This is a genomic window from Pseudoalteromonas sp. SMS1 (assembly GCF_021530565.1).
In the GTDB taxonomy this organism is placed as follows: domain Bacteria; phylum Pseudomonadota; class Gammaproteobacteria; order Enterobacterales; family Alteromonadaceae; genus Pseudoalteromonas.
In genome coordinates this window covers 91207-110662 of record NZ_JAKGBI010000002.1, presented here as the reverse complement: position 1 = coordinate 110662, position 19456 = coordinate 91207, and the positions used below count along the sequence as shown (strand labels likewise).

Genomic DNA, 19456 nt, shown 5'->3' with positions numbered 1-19456 from the left:
CTTGATGAAATGGCTTTCGGTAGTACTGAGTTTGTTTATAGCAACTCAGGTATATGCCAACGAAACGATAAACGCGAGACAATTGCTCAAAGACATGTCTTTGGCGGTCCAAGAGCGAAACTTCGACGCCTCATTCGTAGTTGTTAAAGGGAAAGGCATGGAACCCTATCGGTGGATCCATGGCCAGGTAGAGCAAACGGATTTAGAAATTCTAACGCTGTTAAATGGCGCAGGGCTCGAGGTAGTGCGTGTAGACGATGTTGTCACTTATTTTGAGCCTCAAACAGAGCCTTATTCGGTTAATACCGATGCGATTGCTGGGCCAATTCCTGAAGTCTTACTTCGCAATATTGATACGCTCGATGAAAGCTATGAATTTGTGTTGGGTGGTAAAGAACGTATAGCGGGCCGACCAGCACAACTTGTTAGGCTGGTGGCTAAAGACGAAAGTAAATACAACTATTGGCTGTGGGTGGATCTACAATCTGCACTTCTGTTAAAAGCCGCTTATGTCAATCAACGCTCAGAAGTATTAGAACAGCTTCAATTGACGCATATTAGTGTCACAGAGCAACCTGCAAATCAGCTGTTGGAGCTGCACGAGCGTGCGTTTCCAGAGCCTGCACCCAGTAAAGAATTAAAAGCACAGGCTAAGCAACAAAATAATTGGCAAATATCGTGGCTTCCGAAAGGGTTCAAGCTGTTAAAATCAGATAGACATAAGCTAGATTTGAATAATGAGCTTGCTGATTATTTCTTGTTTTCAGATGGCTTAGTTGAAGTTTCGGTGTTTGTGCAAAGGCCTTTAACAGGCCAGCGGGCGAGTGGTGCATTAACATCCGGTGCAACCACTGTTTATGTTCATAATGCTGGTGCTTATGATGTCTCTGTGGTGGGTAAAGTGCCAGTTGAAACGGCCAAGTCTATCGCAGAATCAGTCAAGCGTGCTTTATGATTGAGCAAACTCTGACTGTCTCTAAACTTAAAGATAATACTGCATGGCTGGTGGCGGAGCAAAAACCAGCCTGTGAGGGCTGCAATGGCAAATGTGGCTCACAAGTATTTAGCAAACTTTTTGGCACGCATAAAAAAGCCCTTCCTATTCCTCTTACACACCCACTTCAAGTTGGACAAAAAGTTAAACTCGCGCTGGATGATAGCCAAATTGTACAGCATGCGCTTTGGGTGTATCTCTTACCATTGATTATGGCGTTTGTTGGCATGTTTGGTGCCTTACTTTTGTTCTCGCTCCCTGAGCTTGGTCAAATCGCCAGTGCCGTGGTTTTTGCGTGTGTGGGCTTTTTGGTCGCCAAAAAGAAGGGGCAAAGCTTAAAACACGACGTAAAAGTGATAAAAATTTATCCAATTAGCCTTCCAGTAACGCAAATAGATGGTGATTAACTCAAATAAATTGTAAAATCGGCGTTTAATCTCTATTTGTGAATAACAGAAGTTTAGAATCCAGTATATGAAGCATATCCGTAACTTTTCAATTATAGCCCATATAGATCATGGAAAATCGACACTTTCGGACCGCTTAATCCAGGTATGCGGTGGCTTGTCAGACCGCGAAATGCAGCAGCAAGTACTGGATTCAATGGAGCTTGAGCGTGAGCGTGGTATTACGATCAAGGCGCAAAGTGTCACCCTGAACTATAAAGCCCAAGATGGCGAAACTTATCAGTTAAACTTTATCGACACACCAGGACACGTTGACTTCACTTATGAAGTATCCCGTTCTTTGGCTGCCTGTGAAGGTGCATTATTAGTTGTCGATGCCGGTCAAGGGGTAGAGGCACAAACACTTGCTAACTGTTACACAGCAATTGAAATGGACTTAGAAGTCGTTCCAATTCTGAATAAGATTGACTTACCACAGGCTGATCCTCTGCGTGTTGCAGAAGAAATCGAAGAAATTGTCGGTATTGATGCGCTAGAAGCGGTTCAGTGTAGTGCGAAGACCGGTATTGGTATTGATGCCGTTCTTGAAGAGATTGTAAAGGAGATCCCACCGCCAGAGGGCGATGTGAATAAACCTCTACAAGCTTTGATCATCGACTCATGGTTTGACCCTTACCAAGGGGTTGTATCACTTGTGCGCATTAAGCACGGTCAACTACGTAAAGGTGAAAAAATCAAAATTATGTCTACGGATCAAGTTCATATCGTAGATAAAATTGGTATTTTCACGCCTAAGCAAACCGACACGGGTGTACTAACGAGTGGTGAAGTTGGCTTTATCATCGCAGGTATTAAAGACATCCATGGTGCACCAGTTGGTGATACGATAACCCTTGCAAAAACGCCAGCAGAAGAAACACTGCCGGGCTTCCAGAAAGTGAAGCCGCAAGTTTATGCAGGTATGTTCCCGATTTCTTCAGATGATTATGAAAACTTCCGTGATGCACTGAATAAACTGAGCTTGAACGACGCATCTTTGTTCTTCGAGCCTGAAAACTCTACGGCACTGGGCTTTGGTTTCCGCTGTGGCTTCTTAGGTATGCTGCACATGGAGATCATCCAAGAGCGTCTAGAGCGTGAATATGACATGGACCTTATCACCACTGCGCCAACCGTGGTCTATGAAGTAGAAACCAAAGATGGTGTTATTCAAATCGATAACCCGTCTGATTTACCACCGGTTAATGACATTATTGAAATTCGCGAGCCAATCGTTGAAGCAAATATTCTTGTACCTCAGGAGTATCTTGGTAATGTCATCACCTTGTGTGTTGAGAAACGCGGTATGCAGACGAAGATGAGTTACCATGGTAATCAGGTTGCCGTCACTTATGAATTACCTATGGCTGAAGTGGTAATGGATTTCTTTGATAAATTGAAATCGACTAGTCGTGGTTTTGCATCATTAGATTATAACTTCAAGCGTTTCCAAGTATCTGACATGGTACGCTGTGACATTCTGATTAACGGTGATAGAGTCGACGCTTTGGCGATCATCGTGCACCGCGATAACTCTCAGAGCCGTGGCCGTCAATTGGCAGAAGCGTTAAAAGAGCTTATACCAAGACAAATGTTTGATATTGCTATTCAAGCTGCAATTGGTAATCATGTTATTGCACGTACTACCGTTAAACAGTTACGTAAAAACGTAATCGCCAAGTGTTATGGTGGTGACGTGAGTCGTAAGAAGAAGCTCTTGCAGAAGCAAAAAGAAGGTAAGAAACGTATGAAACAGCTAGGTAATGTTGAAGTACCTCAAGATGCGTTCCTTGCGATATTAAAAGTAGGTAAGTAACAGGAATTATTATTTATGGCAGGTTATTTTTCGGTCTTTCTCGTGCTGTTAACTTTGGGATCGGGCCTGATCTGGTTGATAGATCACTTAGTTTATGCGCCAAAGCGTAAAGAGCGTATTGCGCTTGCCCAAGGTGCTTCAGAGCAGCCTTTGGATCAAGATGTCATTGATCAGATTGCGCCGGTGCCTGCCATAACTGATAGTGCGAAGTCTATTTTTCCAATGATTGCGGCGATCACAGTATTTAGATCGTTTATCTTCGAACCTTTTCAAATTCCGTCAGGTTCAATGATGCCAACGTTATTGGATGGAGACTTCATCCTCGTTCAAAAATACGCATATGGTATTAAAGATCCCGTTTGGCGTTCTCAGCTTGTCGATGTTGAAGACCCCAAACGTGGTGATATCGCTGTATTTAAGTATCCTTTGGACGAGCGTATTGACTTTATCAAGCGTATTGTCGGTTTACCAGGCGACCGCATTGTGTATCGCAATCGCCAACTTTTCATTAATCCAAAGTGTGAAGAGGGTGAGCAAAACCGAGATGGGTTGGTGTGTGGTGAATTCAATAAGATTGACGTAGAAATTGTTAATCGCGATGAGTTTAAGCAAGGCTCCATGCCACTAGTACGTTTGACAGAATCTTTACCAGATGTTGAACACGACATTTTAATTAATCCGAAAGCTTTAGAATTGTCAGAGCGTTATTACCAGCAAGCTGGAACACGCCGAGACGAATGGGTCGTACCAGAAAACAGCTACTTCGCCATGGGCGATAACCGAAACAATAGCCAAGACAGCCGTATGTGGGGCTTTGTTCCTAAAGAGAACTTAGTAGGTAAAGCTGTATTCATCTGGATGAGTTTTGATTTTGAGAATGGCCCAGATAGCTTGTTGCCAAGCTGGGTTCCAACAGGGGTTCGCTTTGAGCGCCTAGGTAATATTCAGTAACAATGAAAAAGAACGTCACAGAATTATATAAAAAAATCGGCTACGATTTTGCAGATCAGGGCTTGCTAGAGCAGGCCATGACGCATCGTAGCCATAAAGGTCAACATAACGAGCGCCTAGAATTTCTAGGCGATTCTATTTTAAGCTTTGTCATAGCTGACGCGTTGTATCACAAGTTTCCAAAAGCGCGAGAAGGTGACCTGAGCCGCATGCGCTCGACGCTGGTTCGAGGTCAAACACTGGCTGAGTTTGGTGTTGAATTTGGATTGGGTGACTACTTACGCTTAGGTCCCGGTGAGCTCAAAAGTGGCGGCTATCGCCGAGAGTCTACTTTGGCTGATGCTGTGGAAGCGATTATTGGCGCGGTGTTTTTGGATTCAGACATCGAGACCTGTAAGACGCTTGTATTAAAATGGTATCACAGCCGTTTAGAGGCAATTTCACCAGGTCATAATCAGAAAGATCCGAAGACATTGCTACAAGAGTATTTGCAAGCACGTAAGCTGCCTTTACCTGCTTATCAAGTCATTGATACAAAAGGCCAGGCACACAATCAGACATTCACGGTTGAGTGCTCTGTTAAAGGGATGGATAGTATTATCTCTGTCGGTAGCTCACGTCGCAAAGCTGAGCAAAAAGCCGCTGAACAAGCATTGAAGATTTTAAAAGATGACTCCTAATACCCATTGCGGCATGGTGGCCATTGTTGGTCGCCCAAATGTCGGTAAATCAACGCTGTTGAACAAAATTGTTGAACAGAAAGTGAGTATCACTTCGCGCAAGCCTCAAACGACCAGACACCGTATAATGGGGATCCATACCGAAGACAACTATCAGGCTGTCTATGTGGATACACCTGGATTGCACATTGAAGAAAAGCGTGCGATTAACCGGCTTATGAATAGAGCTGCAAGCAGCTCAATCGGTGATGTAGAGCTGATTATTTTCGTTGTCGAGGGCACTCTGTGGAATCAAGACGACGAGATGGTGCTGAACAAGGTTAAAGAAAGCGGTCGTCCAGTCTTGGTTGTAATGAATAAAAGTGACCAGGTTAAAGACAAAGAGGCTATCTTGCACCATATGCAATGGCTTAGTGAACAGCATGAATTCATTGGTATTGTGCCGGTTTCTGCCAAAATTGGTAAGAATATCGACATGGTCAAAGAGGAAGTTAAAAACCGCTTACCGGAATGCGAATTTTATTTTCCAGACGATTATGTCACCGATCGCTCTATGCGCTTTTTAGCCGCAGAAATTGTTCGTGAAAAACTCATGCGCTTTATGGGCGACGAGTTGCCTTACTCGGTAACGGTCGAGATTGAACAATTTAAGTGGCAAGACAATGGTGTTTGGCAAATCAACGCGTTGATATTAGTTGAACGACAGTCACAAAAACGCATGGTGATCGGTAACAAGGGCGAAAAGCTCAAAGTGATTGGCCGAGAAGCCAGAAAAGATCTTGAAGATATGCTTGATAATAAAGTCTTCCTAGAACTTTGGGTTAAAGTGAAGTCAGGTTGGGCTGATGATGAACGTGCACTTCGCAGCTTAGGCTACGGAGAAGACTGATTGGACAGTGACTTTCGGCAGGCATATTTGCTGCATCGGCGACCTTATCGGGACTCGCAAGTGATGCTCAATATGCTAGTCGAGGGCATCGGGCAGCTCTCCATGGTGGCCCGCATCAAAGGAAAAAGTGCACTGAGACAAAATGGGTCTTTGCAACCTTTTACGTGCTTGCTAGTTAGATATGCTGGCAAGTACGACTTAAAATACCTCAACGACTTTGAGATCCAATCTCCCCCGCTTATGTTCAAAGGGATACATCTCTATTGCAGCTTCTACTTGAATGAACTGTCGCACCGGGTCATCCCAACTAATGAACCTTTAGACCATGCATTCGAGCTGTATCAAACTCATCTAAAACAATTATTTACAGCCAATCAAACGATGATAAAATCCAATGCACATGATAAGGCTTCTGTCAGTGAACGGATCGAGCTCATACTTCGTAATTATGAATTTCAACTGCTGTGTGAATTGGGCTTTGGCATCGAGTTTGAGTACGATGCGTTTGGCGACCCGATTGAAGCGTCTCGTTACTATCAATTTGTAAGGGAAGTGGGTTTTTGTCCAAGTGAGGATATTCAACGCAGCTTTTCTGGCAATACACTCTTGTCTATTGCTCAGGGCGAGTACCAAACGGACACCGCAAGAAGACAGGCTAAAGCACTGAGCCGTTATTTATTAAAACCACTGCTTGGAAGTAAGCCGCTAAAAAGCAGAGAACTATTTCAACCAAGGTAGAACAATGAAAGATATTTTGTTGGGTGTTAACGTAGACCATATTGCTACATTGAGACAAGCCCGTGGCACTAGCTACCCAGATCCTGCACATGCAGCCGCGGTTGCAGAACATGCTGGGGCAGATGGCATTACAATTCATTTGCGTGAAGATCGCCGCCACATTCAAGACAGAGATGTATATGTGATGGCTAAAACAATTCAGACACGCATGAATTTAGAGATTGCAGTGACTGATGAGATGTTGGATATCGCGTGTGAGGTGAAGCCTGAGTATGTTTGCCTTGTCCCTGAAAAGCGAGAAGAGCTCACAACGGAAGGTGGCTTAGATGTGGCAGGTAATCAGCAAAAAGTAACCGAAGCTGTTCAGAAGCTCGCTGATGCGGGTATCAAAGTGTCTCTATTCATTGATGCGGATAAGGCACAGATCGATGCGGCAAAAGCAACAGGGGCGCCATACATTGAAATTCATACCGGCGCCTATGCAGATGCTCAGTCTGATGATGCGCAAAAAGCGGAGTTAGAGCGTATTCGTGAAGGGGTTCAGTATGCACATGGTATAGGTATTGTTGTCAATGCTGGGCATGGCCTGCATTATCACAACATCAAGCCAATTGCTGAGATGCCAGAGATTTATGAACTCAACATTGGTCATGCCATTATCGCGCGTGCGGCAATTGACGGCTTAGAAAAAGCAGTGAGAGATATGAAGCGCTTGATGCTTGAAGCGCGTCAAGCTTAAGCATGTAACTGTTCAATAAAAAAACCCCAGCGTGATAGCTGGGGTTTTTTTATTATGCTTGTTCTGCGAGGTAGTCGATAACGACTTGATGATGCTCTTTGGTTTTAAACTTATTGAATACGTGTTTGACTTTACCATCTTGTCCAACTAAAAAACTGATGCGATGAATGCCATCATATTCTTTACCCATGAACTTCTTTAAGCCCCAAACACCAAAGGCATCTGCAATTGCGTGGTCTTCATCTGAGAGTAAGTCAAAGTTTAATTCTTTTTTAGTCTCGAAGTTCTTTAACTTTTTGACCGGATCTGGGCTGATACCAACAGCAACGGTATTATGCTGGGCGAGCTGCGCCTTGTGGTCGCGCAGTTGCTCTGCTTGAACGGTACATCCAGGTGTGAGCGCTTTCGGGTAAAAGTAGACCAGTACCTGATTGTCGCCGAGCAGTTTACTCAGTTCTACCGTTTCACCATTTTGATTTTCAAGTTTAAAACTAGGTGCGTTATCACCTGCTTGTAATGTGTTCATTTATGATCCTTAGCGAATGCGTCTGAAAACATAGTGTACGTTTGAAATACCAGACAGTGCTTCAAACTTTTCTTTAAATTTATCAAAGTCTAATTCGCAAGGCGTATTAAACTCCAGAAGACAGTTCATATGCATCTCGCCTTGCTCTTCATAGGTATCTGATTTTAATGAGCAAATACTCATATTTTGCTCTGCAAAAAAGCGTGTCACTCGACTAAGTGTCCCTTGAGTGTCTATCCCTGAGTATTCCAAAGTGTACCCAGCACCATATTCACTTTCAGTGTGACTTGATGTACGTTTCATCATCGTCAGTAGACCTAGTTCTACACTTTTGACTGGGAGCGTGTGCTCAACACGACTAATTGCGGCCATATCGCCGGATAGCAACATGATAAAAGTAAATTCGTTACCTAAAATTGCAATTCGGCTATCAATGATGTTGCAGTTACATTCACTCACTAACTGGGTGAGTTCGCTGACTATACCGGATCTATCTTCCCCGATAGCAGTTAAAACAAGTTGGTGTGAAGTAAAAGTAGTCATTCCGACATCCTAGTGAGCCCTTGCCAAATTGAGTTTTGGAGACTGATTTTTAGTTATATGAAGGCGAATACTATCACAGTTTAACTGCGAGTCCCACCGCCCAGACATGTCTAGAAAAAGACGACAAGACAATTCAGCCGCTCAATTCTTGTGTTTGCAAGGTTTGCCAAGTAACATAGTGCAAATTTTTTCGAAATTTATCTGTCACTGTGAAAGTAAAAATTATTACGTTTGGCAGTGAACCATTTCAGCATTCCTTAATCTTAAGTGAAAGAATAATTATACAATGGGTTTGCTAAGGAGTTTTATTAGTGCAGTATTGGGTCCCTAAAGCGCTAACGTTAGGCGTTGTACTTGGTTTATCAGGTTGTAGTGTTTTCACCAACGACGCTCATCAAAAGAAAAACTATCGAGTTCACGAAGCTGTGCAAGTTCCAGCAGATCTTGAGCAACCTTATCAAGACCAAGAGTTTAAAATGAGTGTTGCTACCTATGACAATGATCAGAAAGCGAAAAGCTATCGCCCACCACAGCAGGTGTTGACGCTTGCAAAAGGTAGCTGGGCTGAAGACAAAGAAGATGTTGCACGCATCTATTTTGACAAAAATGATGGTATTGAACATCTAGATAAGTTTATCTGGCGAGCGGTAGAAAGCGTACTTTCGAATCACGAAACCAATATCAGTGAAGATAACCGTAATCAAGGAACATTAACAACAGGTTGGTATTCATTGTTCCAAACTGAAGAAAGCTGGTTTTGGGAAACAGAAAAAGAGATTTCAAAGCAGCGTTTCGAATTTACCTTGTCTCAAAAGGAGCACCAAAGAACTGCTTCTTTACAGGCAAAACTGGTTGGCTATGAAAGCGATGAAGTGCCACTGAATGATTTATTGCAACAACAACTTGAAGTGCGCGCTATTAATGAGGTCGTTGCTGAATTTGACTACCAGTATCGATTGCTGGAAGTTGAACTACGTAAGCAACAAGGGGTTTTATCGCTTGACCTTGGCTTTGATCAAGCGGGTAACGCCGCACTGATTACGCTTGCAGATAGAAATACAGTAATGGAAAGGCTTTCTAATTTCTTAGAGCGAGTGAACTTCACCGTGATCAGAATTGATGACGACAGTAATGAAGTTCTTGTAAGGTATGCAGCGCCAGAAAACAGTGTTTGGGATTCTATCTGGGGTGAGGAAGCGCCGACGTTGGCTATCCCGGATGGTGACTACACGATTAAAGTGGGTACGACGGACGACGAGCAAACTTCACTGACATGGTTTGACGCTGAGCAAAAAGTATTAGATGCAGCAATTTTAGAGGCACTTCAACAAGGGCTTGTTGAAGCGTTAAGAAACCGCGGACTAAGTATATAATTACAAACCGCTAAAGTAGTTCAGAAAAGAGCATTTGCTCTTTTCTTTTTTTTTGTGGATAAAGAAATGATGTCAGATACAACGCATTCTTCACAAGTGAATTGGCGAACGTGGTTCGCATTTTTGGTGCCATCACTGATAGGCGTTTTCCTCTTTATGACGCCTGTTCCAGAAGGCGAGGGGATGACGATCCCAATTGCCAAGATGTCTAAAATACTGCAAAGCTGGACGGATCCGTTTATTCATGCACTGATATTGACCATTGTTTGTATAACTGGTGTTTTAAGTGTTGTTGTCAAAGTGTTTAAGCCCAAGCCTTTACTGAAAGTAGATTTGGTCAGACACTTGTTTGATGTCAGTTGGTTATGGGTTGTGACTAGGCTATTTGGCATGGCGTTTATCATCATGACGTTTTTCCAAGTTGGTCCAGAGCTTATACACTCTAAAGCAACTGGGGCTTTGGTTTTACACGATCTTTTACCTGTCTTATTCTCCGTTTTCCTATTAGCCGGTTTGTTGCTGCCGTTATTGCTTAATTTTGGTCTGTTAGAGTTGGTTGGAACATTATTAACGAAAATAATGAGACCTGTTTTTGGCGTTCCGGGACGCAGCGCCGTAAACTGTGTTGCCTCTTGGTTAGGTGACGGTAGCGTCGGCATATTGATGACGTCTCGCCAGTATGAGGACAAACATTATACACAGCGCGAAGCCGCTATTATCGGGACTACATTCTCGGCGGTATCCATCACATTTTGTTTGGTGGTTATTGGCCAAGTTAAACTAGAACACTTATTTGCGCCGTTTTATTTGACTGTGTGTGCAGCAGGTATTGTTGCTGCGATCATTGTGCCGAGGTTACCTCCACTGAGTTTTAAGAAAAATGTGTATGTGGATGGTTCTACTCACAATGAAGATTCAGAGACAGTACCTCAAGGTAAGACACTATTTGGCCACTCATTGGATGTTGCGCTAGATAAAGCGCACAAGGCGCCGGGCGTTAGTGGCACTGTTAAAGAAGGGGTATGTAATGCCTTGGATATGTTATTTGCAGTGTTACCTGTGGTTATGGCGGTAGGCACCTTTGCATTGATAATTGCAGAAGAGACGCCTATTTTCCAATACTTGGGTCAGCCTTTTATTCCTTATTTAGAACTGCTACAAGTACCAGAAGCAGCAAAAGCTGCAGAAACCATCGTTGTAGGGTTCGCAGATATGTTCATCCCTTCTATTTTGGCGTCAAGTAGCATCGAAAGTGATGTGACACGTTTTATTATCGCAGCGTTGAGTGTGACACAGTTGATCTACATGTCTGAAGTAGGCGCGTTACTATTGGGCAGTAAAATACCGGTCAATATTTTTGAATTATTTGCGGTGTTTATATTAAGAACGCTTGTGACATTGCCAGTGATCGCGCTGATGGCGCATTGGTTAGTCGGATAATGATGAATAAATAAGGCAGTGGCGCTATAATTACGGTCTCTGCCTTAGTTTTTCTTGTCTTGGGGTGTGTCTTGCTTATCTTCAGCTTCATCAGGCTTTATTTGCTTGTCTAATTTGTCTTTCACATTAAATTTGGTCGCGTATTTCAACAGTGTAATGTTGCCTATAATGTAGCCAAGTACGGCGACAATAATTAAAATTATCTGCCACGTTTCTAACTTCTCTTCACCCATTGATATGGCCTCTCGTCGTATGCTGTTCAGTTTGCGTAAACTTCTGATAAATATTCTAGAAGTTGTAGAACACAGTCTACTAAAATGATGCTGATTGTTCGACCAATAATAATTGTAAATAGTGTGAGATATTCGCAGCATTTTGATTTTACAATTGGTATCATCGGCAGTGTGAAAAGCAATGCAAATGATTGCATACTTTCTAGAACATCTATCTTTTGATCAATAAATGGTTTGTGCATCCATGGAGCAAGTTTTAATTTGGCCTTCTCAGTTTCCCCTGCTTTTAAAGGGACTTGTTGAAGATAATGGCGCCTTTATTTTAGACGCCTTAGAGGCGTGGCCAGAATGTGAAGCTGTAAAGGATGAGCAAGGAGTGGTATCGCAGGTACTCCCCCCCATTTTTTACGTCGCTTGGCTTCAGCCATTGGACCCCTTTGAATCTTGCTTTTTTCAGCATATTGATGAGTATGACGAAGAAGCGCACCAATACGTAGCTGGACTTTTGCAACATATTGCTGCTGCCGGGATGACTAAGGATGAGCTAATACTTAAGCTCTTGGGGGGGTTGTCCAAGTATTCTAATATTAAAACACAAGCGAAGTTACAATCGAAAGTTTCATTTGTGGATCTATTACTGAAAAACAAGCAGCACAAAACACTTTCTTGGCTGTTAGCAAATGACTTTAAGCTAACTCCCACACAAGCCTGTGATTTTTGGATAAACGGCTCTGACGCAGCCAGAGAAAGCATTGCCACCTATTATCAACATGCACTACAAAATCTCTCTCAGACGCAACTCGAAGCGGTTAAAAGGCTCAACGAAGGGGAGGATTGTGATGGGTTGCTAAACCTGTTGTGTAATGAGGATGAATTACTTCATATACTAGACAATGCGTTACTGGAACAGGTAATGTCTGGGACTGCGAAACAATCCAGTATGCTAGCACTCATCGAAAAAGGCGCAAAAGGCCATGGCAAAGACAATGCCGGCAAATCGGCGATGATGTGGATCGTTGAAAAAGGGTTCGTCAGTGCGGCAAAGGCGTTACGCAGCTTTCATTGCGCAATTTCTCTTGATGATCTGGGGCGTAATTTGATGCATTACGCCGTATTGTCTAATTCTAAACCCATGTTGGAGTTGGTCGAAGAAATGGGGGTCGATCCTCGGCTTGCAGATATATCTGGTTGCACACCTTATCGCTTGGCCTCAGAAAACCAGTCTGTCAGTGCGAAAAAATATCTAGAAAAGCGCGGTATTATTGAATTAAGTGACGAAGCAAAGTACCAAAGGATTTTGAGGGTGTATAGTCTCAAGGCACTTGTCGTTTTGTTGTTGCCGGTACAAATGGCCCTGTTTTTTGATGCTGGCCGGGACAATAAGCTCTCTATGATTATACTGTTGTCGAGTGTGACTTTATTTATATTTGCACTTGCACGACTATTAAAAAGTCGGAAGTTGTTTCCGACGCTTAAGCTTCCTTTGACACTCCGCTGTTTAGGCGCTATGAGCTGGTTAAGCTTGGCAATACAGGCACTGTTTACAGTGACTATGTGCTTGGCAGTGATGAGTAGTTAATGGATGTTAGAGGCGGGTAGGCAGGTATAGGCCTGCCCAACGAAACACTCAGATTATTGATCTAGCGGTGTATCAAAATCTGCTGGCTTTTCAAAATCACCGCTGACATTGACTAGTTTATCGTTTTCAAAGTAAACAGTTAAACGCTTACGCATTTCAGAGTCCCTATCGATGTTAAAGACATAGTTGTAATGCCATTTGCTAGAGTCAAATGCATCTTTAGCCACAGGAGTACCTAATACGTACAAAACTTGTTCTCTGGTCATTTGAACTCTTAGTTTGTCTATATCAGACTGTTCTAGGAAGTTACCTTGAGGAACATTGATCCTATAAACCCAGCTAGAACAACCGGACAAAAAAACACTCATTATGGCGGCGGTTAGCCAAGGTAAAAGGAGTTTATTGTACTGCATGTATGTGTGTATCCTTATTTTTGGTTATTACGAATGATACAGATTGCATAAAGAAGGTAAAGTAGATTGTGCATTTCGACCGCGTAATTTACAAAAAGTTTCTAATAGCGAGAAAATATAAGTTGAATGACAAAAAAAATCCCGATACTACTTGGCTGCTTTACATCGTAGAAAATACCATGGGTCATTGGTATACGGGGATCACCAACGATTTGGACCGTCGCATTGCTCAGCACAACAGTGGAAAAGGAGCGAAAAGTCTACGAGGAAAAGGTCCTTTAAAATTGATCATTGCGCTGTCTGGGCTCAGTAAAGTGCAAGCAGCTAAATTAGAGTGGCAAGTCAAGAAGTTGAATAAAAGACAAAAGGTTCAATTGGTGACAACGTCGCTTGCGGCTGTGAGCGAACGCACTAAGCCGGTCATTGATTTTGACACTAATGTGAGCTTTTCGAAGTTAATTTCTGCCAATGAATCATCAATTGTGTGATGGTTATCATCGACCCCTGAGCCAAAGTAAATAAAAGGAATTTTGGCTCGATAGAAAGGATAATGATCGCTGGCACGTAGCCAATCAATTTGCGGCTCATTTAGTCTCCGAGCCATTCTTTTTGAAGAGAAGAACATACTAAGTGCCACTTCATAACGCTCAAAATGACGTACAATGGCGCCCTTTTTTGACTTCATATCAAAAGATGCGAGGGCATAAAGTGTATTGCGTTTTTGAATGTCTAGCATATCCAGATTGATGTTTAAGAATACCGATTGTTCGCCCAGTTGCGAGACAAAATGCTTTGCGCCATGAAGGCCTCTCTCTTCGGCATCGGTAGCGAGATATATGATATCTCGCTCGAGTTGTGCGCCTTTTAATTGTCTGGCTATGTCCATCATCACAGCCACACCAGTCGCGTTATCGTTTGCACCAGGGTAGTGCTTATTTCCTTTGCGACCTAAGTGATCATAGTGGGCTGTGATAACTAGAGCAGGGCGGCACTGTGCAACGTTACACGATTGGGTGGCCACGACATTATGCCCTGTGCCAGTACCGAAAAAGCCTTGTTTAAATTGAAAAGAATGGATCTCGACTGCTAACCCCTCCTTCTCAAATTGCTTGTAGATGTAATGTGCACTGCGATGAGGGGTGGGGGCGCCCGAAGGACGCCCTTCAAACTCAATGCTCGTCAAAATGATCATATCTCGGGTGAGTGTTGAAGCCTCAGCACATAGAGCGGTGAAAAGTAGTATCAGCGTACTAGTTTTTAGCCACGGCATCTAACCACTCCAGCTTCCCTCTATATTGAATTTGATTATGTTTAAATTTTGAAAGCGCCAATGCTCTTTGCAGATGTCGCTTAGTTTGCTCAAGCTTTCCTAGCGAGTAGTATGCTTTAGCAAGTGCAAAGTGTCCTTCATGTAAGCGTTTATCCAGCTTTAAGGCTTCACGATAATAATGAATGGCTTTGAGGGCGTTACCTTGTTCAAGTGCGTCATGTCCTAAGGTAATCACATAATAAGGGTTTTTTCGTCTGAGTTGGTATAGCTGCGTTCTGATCTGCTCGGCTTGATCCGAGCGTTGTGTCAGGTCATACAGCACCGCCAAGTTGCCTTTTGCAGTGTTGTTGTCTGGGTTGAGTGCAAGTGCCTGATTGTACATATCTTCGGCGGTAGTGAGTTTATTTGCAATACGGTATAGGATCGCGAGATTCGCCCACGCACTGGAATATTGCGAGTCTATGTCTATGGCAGCTTTAAAGTAACTAAATGCAAGGTCTTGTCGTCCCTCAACCATGTGTATCGCGCCTTTATTATTGTAAAACATTGCTGTGACACGATCCTTGGTGATTTCAGTCGTTCTAAATGCCTGTTGTCGACTATTTGGGTCAAAATCAATCGTCAGCGTCTTGGGCGAAGTATGGAGTACATCTTTGCCTATGAATTTTGCTCTGTCTTCATACACTTTTAAATTAATGTGGCCACTGAGGAAGTTATAACCACGACTATTAGCCCAATACTCCGGAACATGTACTCTTTGAAATTGCCCTTTTAGATTTAAGTAATCGGAGAGGCTATAGGCCAGAATGGACAATGATAAGCAATTGGCATTCAAATTATGATAAGCCTGCGTCGCTGTGAGGTTGGCATCACTCATGTAAGACAGTGTGTCATCACCGTTATCCAGTAAGAATTGTAGGATGACTTCAGCGCGTCTAAGCTCGGGCTGTTCATGGCGTTTAAAGGTGTTGTTGAGCGTGGCTATGATGCTGTCGTCTAGGGAAAAAATTTCTGTTTGGGTTTCTACAGGCAACGTGTTGAATGGGGCGTTATCGAGTAGGGACATATTGGCTGGCGGGGCGCTCGTAGTTTGGCAGCCTGATAAAACAAGGCTGAATACGAGCAGTGTAAAAGCATAATACACACTTTGATAACTTAACTTCATTTAAATTACTCCCAACTGCTTATCTATTACTAGCGTAGCGAATGCTGGGAGTAAATAAAGAAAAAATTGTTACAAAGCGTTGCTGACTAATTGTGCAGTGGCGACCTAAAAAGTCGCCACTAATTTGTCCAAAGCTTTCGCAGAATCAGCAAGTTGCTGAATCGCTTGTTCTGTATTGAGCTGCTCATTCATCACTTCATCACTGATCACGCTGATCTGCTCGATACTGCGACCCACGTCGACGACGACATTGCTTTGCTCTTCAGTTGCGGTCGCAATCAGCGTGGTCATATCATTTATCTGATTGGCTGTTTCTGTGATTCTGTCCATGAGCTCAACAGAGGTTTGCATTTGGCTAACACTTTGCTCTGCTTGTTTAGACGACAGTGCAATTTGTTCAACAATTGAGTCGGAAGCTGCGGTAAGTTCAGTGATCGTCGCTTGAATTTCATCAGTGGATTGTGATGTTCTACTCGCCAACGCTCTGACTTCATCCGCAACCACTGCAAACCCACGGCCGTGCTCCCCTGCGCGAGCTGATTCAATCGCCGCGTTGAGCGCAAGCAGGTTGGTTTGTTCAGATATCGCGCGTATCACGTCCAAGATATTCGCAATAGATTGAGTTTTGCTTGCTAACGTGGCGACCTGTGTTGCCATGTTTTGAATATCTGTCGCCAGCTCTTGTAGGGTTTCTTGGCTGGTTTGAACGCAATCATGACTTTCTTCTGAGCTCTCTTTGCTGGCCAGCGTTAACTTAGCGGTATTGTTCGCACTTCCCGCGATTTCTTGCACGGTGGCTGCCATTTCGTTGATGGCGGCTGCAACAGAGATCGTCTGATTTTTCTGCTCGTCTAAACATTGCGAGTTACGTTGTGACTGCGCGAACACTTGCTCACTGGCTGAACGGATATCACGACTCTCACTTGCTACGTTTGTGATAGCAGACTCTATTTTGCCGATAAACTGGTTAAATCCGTCCCCAAGCGCTGCCAATTCAGGCTGTTCTGAGTTTGGGACGCGATAGCTTAAGTTAGCATCACCACTGCCTAGCTGCTTAAACACATCCGCCATTTTTAACAGAGGCGCGCTTAGTGTACGCGCAAGTAGGACACTGATAATACTTGCAATGAGGGCAATGAATAATGCAAACGTGACGATTTGCCATTGTAAGTCATTTACTTGCGAGAAAACCTCACTTTGAGGCACTTGCGCAATGACATATAAATCCGTTTGCGGGATCCGATTGGCTGCAACCAATACAGGCTCACCTTGGGTTTCTAACTGAAGGATGTTCAGTTGTGAACCGCTTAAAAGCTGAGAAGCTGCGTTATCACTGTAGAATTGGCTCAATGTTGATTTAGCAACCAGGCTAGCATCAGGGTGCAATTGGACAGTGCCTTGATTATTCACCACAAACACAAATCCGCTCTTTTCAATACGCATGTTAGCCAGTTTTCTTTGCATGTCGTCAATGCTTTTGGCGAGCCCGGCGAGTCCTATCCCATTCGTTTGCTGATGGTTTACAAACATTTTAACGTCACCAGGAGCTTCCTGGAAAATACTGATTGAATAGGGTTGATTACTGCTTTTAAAGGCAAAAAACCAGCCATCTTGCTGTTGGTTTAGAACGCGCAAAAATCCATTTTGATTCCAATATTTATAATCTTCTCTGTTGGCCCAAGAAGCGGTTGCTAACCCATATTGGCGTTGTAATCTGTTCAATTCTTCAAGTAATAATTTTTCGTCCAGTTGACCGCTTTTCGCGGCATCAATGATAAATCGATTACTTGAAAGTTGTTTGGCGGCATTTTTTAAGACGACTATCTCTTGCTCGAGGGACTTAGTGATGCTTTCAACTTTACTGGGTAGTTCAGAACCAAGCATTCTCGTCTCGACCATGGCCTTTGATTGGTAAACCGAGATAAATCCTATCAAACTGGCGACAAGAATAGCTGTTGCACTGCCTAAAATGGTGATTTTCTGCGTGATTGTTAAACCTGTGTTACTCATTTAGCCTACTAGTACTTATTACCGTGTGGCGATAATTTTAGCATGGTCAATAATTAACACATATACTTTTATCGTAATTGCCTTAAAACATAATGAAAAAGCATTAAAAAAGCCCATAGTTTGCACTAATGGGCCTTGGTTCTAACAAGCGAACTTTACTTTACACAATACGTTTCATGGCAGACATATGGCCACGTAGCGTTTTGCCGATGATTTCTACAGGATGGGTGCGTATCGCATCATTTACTGCAATCAGCTGTTGGTTATCAACGTAATTGTCATCACCACTTAGGCCGGCGCCAATCACATCACTCTGAATTTGTTCCATAAATGGTTTCAATAGAGGTAAACATGCATGGTTGTACAAGTAACAACCATATTCAGCTGTGTCTGAGATTGTACGATTCATTTCAAATAGCTTCTTACGTGCGATGGTATTCGCAATCAAAGGAGTTTCGTGCAACGACTCATAGTATGCTGACTCATCAATAATGCCCGCCGCCGTCATTGTTTCGAAAGCCAGTTCTACGCCCGCTTTAACCATTGCGACCATCAGAATGCCTTTGTCAAAAAACGTTTGTTCAGAGATATGCTGCTCGGTATTGGTCTGCTTCTCAAAAGCTGTTTCAGCCGTTTCTGCACGCCAAGCCAGCAACTTAGCATCTCCTTCAGCCCAATCGGCCATCATACCAGTAGAAAACTCTCCGCTGATAATGTCGTCCATATGTTTGTTGTATAGGGGCGTCATCAAGCGTTTAAGTTCTTCACTTAATTCAAATGCTTTGACTTTTGCCGGATTTGAAAGTCGGTCCATCATATTCGTGATCCCGCCATGCTTAAGCGCTTCGGTAATAACTTCCCAGCCGTATTGAATCAACTTGGACGCGTAATCTGGCGCAATACCTTGTTCAACCATTTTGTCGAAGCACAGCAAAGAGCCTGTCTGTAGCATGCCACATAAAATCGTTTGTTCGCCCATCAGGTCGGACTTAACCTCTGCAATAAATGAAGAGTTAAGAACGCCAGCGCGGTGGCCACCTGTGCCCGCAGCGTATGCTTTTGCTTGAGCAAGTCCTTTTCCTTGCGGGTCGTTTTCTGGGTGTACAGCAATCAATGTTGGAACACCAAAGCCGCGTTTGTATTCCTCTCTAACCTCCGTGCCTGGGCATTTAGGTGCAACCATTATGACGGTGATATCGTCACGTACTTGCATGCCTTCTTCAACGATGTTGAATCCGTGCGAATAGGCGAGTGTCGCGCCTTGTTTCATTAGTGGCATCACTGCATTTACAACCGCGCTGTGTTGTTTGTCAGGCGTTAGGTTTAGTACAAGATCGGCAGCTGGGATTAATTCTTCATAAGTGCCTACGATAAACCCATTGTCACTGGCGTTTAAGTATGATTGTCTTTTCTCATCAATAGCAGATTGTCTCAGTGCATATGACACGTCCAGGCCGGAGTCTCTTAAGTTCAGACCTTGGTTTAAGCCTTGTGCGCCACAGCCAACAATGACCAGCTTTTTGCCGAGTAAGACATCGACACCCTCACTAAACTCAGAAGGGTCCATAAATTCGCATTGTGCCAGTTGTGCGAGTTGCTCTCGCAATGATAAAGAATTGAAATAATTCGCCATGTCAGATCCTGCTTGATT

Annotated in this window: 20 protein-coding genes; 12 read left to right on the top strand and 8 right to left on the bottom strand. The window is 43.4% G+C overall.

Annotated elements, in window-relative coordinates:
- The first annotated feature begins 4 nt into the window (after positions 1–4).
- The 8 genes from L1286_RS02245 (at position 5) to pdxJ (ending at position 7253) form a co-directional block, all read left to right on the top strand.
- Positions 5–955, top strand: a complete 951-nt coding sequence (locus tag L1286_RS02245; protein WP_235405578.1) for a MucB/RseB C-terminal domain-containing protein — start codon at positions 5–7, stop codon at positions 953–955.
- The gene (locus tag L1286_RS02240) at positions 952–1401 is read left to right on the top strand and encodes a SoxR reducing system RseC family protein (RefSeq protein WP_235405302.1); all 450 of its coding nucleotides are present in this window, start codon (positions 952–954) and stop codon (positions 1399–1401) included. Before L1286_RS02245 ends, L1286_RS02240 begins: the two co-directional genes overlap by 4 nt.
- Before the next feature lie 67 nt (positions 1402–1468).
- Positions 1469–3256 carry a translation elongation factor 4 gene (gene lepA, locus L1286_RS02235; protein ID WP_235405301.1) on the top strand — a complete coding sequence of 596 codons (1788 nt, stop codon included), beginning with the start codon at positions 1469–1471 and terminating at the stop codon, positions 3254–3256.
- 15 nt (positions 3257–3271) lie between these two features.
- On the top strand, positions 3272–4207 hold the full coding sequence (gene lepB, locus L1286_RS02230) for a signal peptidase I (protein ID WP_235405300.1): 936 nt from the start codon (positions 3272–3274) through the stop codon (positions 4205–4207).
- 2 nt (positions 4208–4209) lie between these two features.
- Positions 4210–4887, top strand: a complete 678-nt coding sequence (rnc, locus tag L1286_RS02225) for a ribonuclease III (RefSeq protein WP_235405299.1) — start codon at positions 4210–4212, stop codon at positions 4885–4887.
- Positions 4877–5776 carry a GTPase Era gene (gene era, locus L1286_RS02220; RefSeq protein WP_235405298.1) on the top strand — a complete coding sequence of 300 codons (900 nt, stop codon included), beginning with the start codon at positions 4877–4879 and terminating at the stop codon, positions 5774–5776. The genes rnc and era overlap by 11 nt, the downstream gene beginning before the upstream one ends.
- Positions 5777–6514 (top strand): DNA repair protein RecO, encoded by a 738-nt coding sequence (gene recO / locus L1286_RS02215; RefSeq protein WP_235405297.1) that lies wholly within the window; start codon positions 5777–5779, stop codon positions 6512–6514.
- A gap of 4 nt (positions 6515–6518) precedes the next feature.
- On the top strand, positions 6519–7253 hold the full coding sequence (gene pdxJ / locus L1286_RS02210; RefSeq protein ID WP_235405296.1) for a pyridoxine 5'-phosphate synthase: 735 nt from the start codon (positions 6519–6521) through the stop codon (positions 7251–7253).
- Between the two features lie 52 nt (positions 7254–7305).
- Here pdxJ and bcp read toward each other — a convergent pair whose 3' ends face one another.
- Entirely contained in the window at positions 7306–7779 is a 474-nt protein-coding gene (gene bcp, locus L1286_RS02205) for a thioredoxin-dependent thiol peroxidase (protein ID WP_235405295.1), read from the bottom strand.
- A gap of 9 nt (positions 7780–7788) precedes the next feature.
- A complete protein-coding gene (locus L1286_RS02200; RefSeq protein WP_235405294.1) occupies positions 7789–8322 on the bottom strand; it encodes a glycine cleavage system protein R in 534 nt (177 codons plus the stop codon).
- A 311-nt stretch (positions 8323–8633) separates the two neighbouring features.
- Here L1286_RS02200 and bamC point away from each other — a divergent pair, with 311 nt between their 5' ends.
- Together bamC and L1286_RS02190 are read left to right on the top strand one after the other, a co-directional pair.
- Positions 8634–9695 (top strand): outer membrane protein assembly factor BamC, encoded by a 1062-nt coding sequence (bamC, locus tag L1286_RS02195; protein WP_235405293.1) that lies wholly within the window; start codon positions 8634–8636, stop codon positions 9693–9695.
- A gap of 69 nt (positions 9696–9764) precedes the next feature.
- On the top strand, positions 9765–11135 hold the full coding sequence (locus L1286_RS02190) for a YjiH family protein (protein ID WP_235405577.1): 1371 nt from the start codon (positions 9765–9767) through the stop codon (positions 11133–11135).
- Between the two features lie 44 nt (positions 11136–11179).
- Here the strand turns inward: L1286_RS02190 and L1286_RS02185 are convergent, their stop codons facing one another.
- A complete protein-coding gene (locus L1286_RS02185) occupies positions 11180–11368 on the bottom strand; it encodes a DUF2897 family protein (RefSeq protein WP_235405292.1) in 189 nt (62 codons plus the stop codon).
- Between the two features lie 244 nt (positions 11369–11612).
- Between L1286_RS02185 and L1286_RS02180 the strand changes: the two genes are divergently transcribed.
- Positions 11613–12947 carry an ankyrin repeat domain-containing protein gene (locus L1286_RS02180; RefSeq protein WP_235405291.1) on the top strand — a complete coding sequence of 445 codons (1335 nt, stop codon included), beginning with the start codon at positions 11613–11615 and terminating at the stop codon, positions 12945–12947.
- Between the two features lie 53 nt (positions 12948–13000).
- Here L1286_RS02180 and L1286_RS02175 read toward each other — a convergent pair whose 3' ends face one another.
- Entirely contained in the window at positions 13001–13360 is a 360-nt protein-coding gene (locus L1286_RS02175; RefSeq protein ID WP_235405290.1) for an outer membrane protein assembly factor BamE, read from the bottom strand.
- A gap of 68 nt (positions 13361–13428) precedes the next feature.
- Between L1286_RS02175 and L1286_RS02170 the strand changes: the two genes are divergently transcribed.
- Positions 13429–13848, top strand: coding sequence for a GIY-YIG nuclease family protein (locus L1286_RS02170; protein ID WP_328284184.1), 420 nt, complete (start codon positions 13429–13431; stop codon positions 13846–13848).
- On the opposite strand, the gene L1286_RS02165 is transcribed toward L1286_RS02170, so the two are convergent.
- The 4 genes from L1286_RS02165 to ilvC form a co-directional block, all read right to left on the bottom strand.
- A complete protein-coding gene (locus L1286_RS02165) occupies positions 13731–14630 on the bottom strand; it encodes a M20/M25/M40 family metallo-hydrolase (RefSeq protein ID WP_235405289.1) in 900 nt (299 codons plus the stop codon). The genes L1286_RS02170 and L1286_RS02165 overlap by 118 nt on opposite strands.
- Positions 14611–15795, bottom strand: coding sequence for a tetratricopeptide repeat protein (locus tag L1286_RS02160; protein WP_235405288.1), 1185 nt, complete (start codon positions 15793–15795; stop codon positions 14611–14613). Before L1286_RS02160 ends, L1286_RS02165 begins: the two co-directional genes overlap by 20 nt.
- Before the next feature lie 105 nt (positions 15796–15900).
- Positions 15901–17805 carry a methyl-accepting chemotaxis protein gene (locus tag L1286_RS02155; protein WP_235405287.1) on the bottom strand — a complete coding sequence of 635 codons (1905 nt, stop codon included), beginning with the start codon at positions 17803–17805 and terminating at the stop codon, positions 15901–15903.
- A 160-nt stretch (positions 17806–17965) separates the two neighbouring features.
- On the bottom strand, positions 17966–19438 hold the full coding sequence (ilvC, locus tag L1286_RS02150; RefSeq protein ID WP_235405286.1) for a ketol-acid reductoisomerase: 1473 nt from the start codon (positions 19436–19438) through the stop codon (positions 17966–17968).
- Positions 19439–19456 lie beyond the last annotated feature (18 nt).

Coding starts and splice junctions, on each gene's coding strand:
- L1286_RS02155 (WP_235405287.1), bottom strand. CDS start 17,805: ATGAGTAACACAGGTTTAACAATCACGCAGAAAATCACCATTTTAGGC.
- L1286_RS02245 (WP_235405578.1), top strand. CDS start 5: ATGAAATGGCTTTCGGTAGTACTGAGTTTGTTTATAGCAACTCAGGTA.
- ilvC (WP_235405286.1), bottom strand. CDS start 19,438: ATGGCGAATTATTTCAATTCTTTATCATTGCGAGAGCAACTCGCACAA.
- era (WP_235405298.1), top strand. CDS start 4,877: ATGACTCCTAATACCCATTGCGGCATGGTGGCCATTGTTGGTCGCCCA.
- L1286_RS02185 (WP_235405292.1), bottom strand. CDS start 11,368: ATGGGTGAAGAGAAGTTAGAAACGTGGCAGATAATTTTAATTATTGTC.
- L1286_RS02175 (WP_235405290.1), bottom strand. CDS start 13,360: ATGCAGTACAATAAACTCCTTTTACCTTGGCTAACCGCCGCCATAATG.
- lepA (WP_235405301.1), top strand. CDS start 1,469: ATGAAGCATATCCGTAACTTTTCAATTATAGCCCATATAGATCATGGA.
- L1286_RS02165 (WP_235405289.1), bottom strand. CDS start 14,630: ATGCCGTGGCTAAAAACTAGTACGCTGATACTACTTTTCACCGCTCTA.
- lepB (WP_235405300.1), top strand. CDS start 3,272: ATGGCAGGTTATTTTTCGGTCTTTCTCGTGCTGTTAACTTTGGGATCG.
- rnc (WP_235405299.1), top strand. CDS start 4,210: ATGAAAAAGAACGTCACAGAATTATATAAAAAAATCGGCTACGATTTT.
- L1286_RS02160 (WP_235405288.1), bottom strand. CDS start 15,795: ATGAAGTTAAGTTATCAAAGTGTGTATTATGCTTTTACACTGCTCGTA.
- L1286_RS02240 (WP_235405302.1), top strand. CDS start 952: ATGATTGAGCAAACTCTGACTGTCTCTAAACTTAAAGATAATACTGCA.
- L1286_RS02190 (WP_235405577.1), top strand. CDS start 9,765: ATGTCAGATACAACGCATTCTTCACAAGTGAATTGGCGAACGTGGTTC.
- bcp (WP_235405295.1), bottom strand. CDS start 7,779: ATGAACACATTACAAGCAGGTGATAACGCACCTAGTTTTAAACTTGAA.
- L1286_RS02200 (WP_235405294.1), bottom strand. CDS start 8,322: ATGACTACTTTTACTTCACACCAACTTGTTTTAACTGCTATCGGGGAA.
- L1286_RS02180 (WP_235405291.1), top strand. CDS start 11,613: ATGGAGCAAGTTTTAATTTGGCCTTCTCAGTTTCCCCTGCTTTTAAAG.
- pdxJ (WP_235405296.1), top strand. CDS start 6,519: ATGAAAGATATTTTGTTGGGTGTTAACGTAGACCATATTGCTACATTG.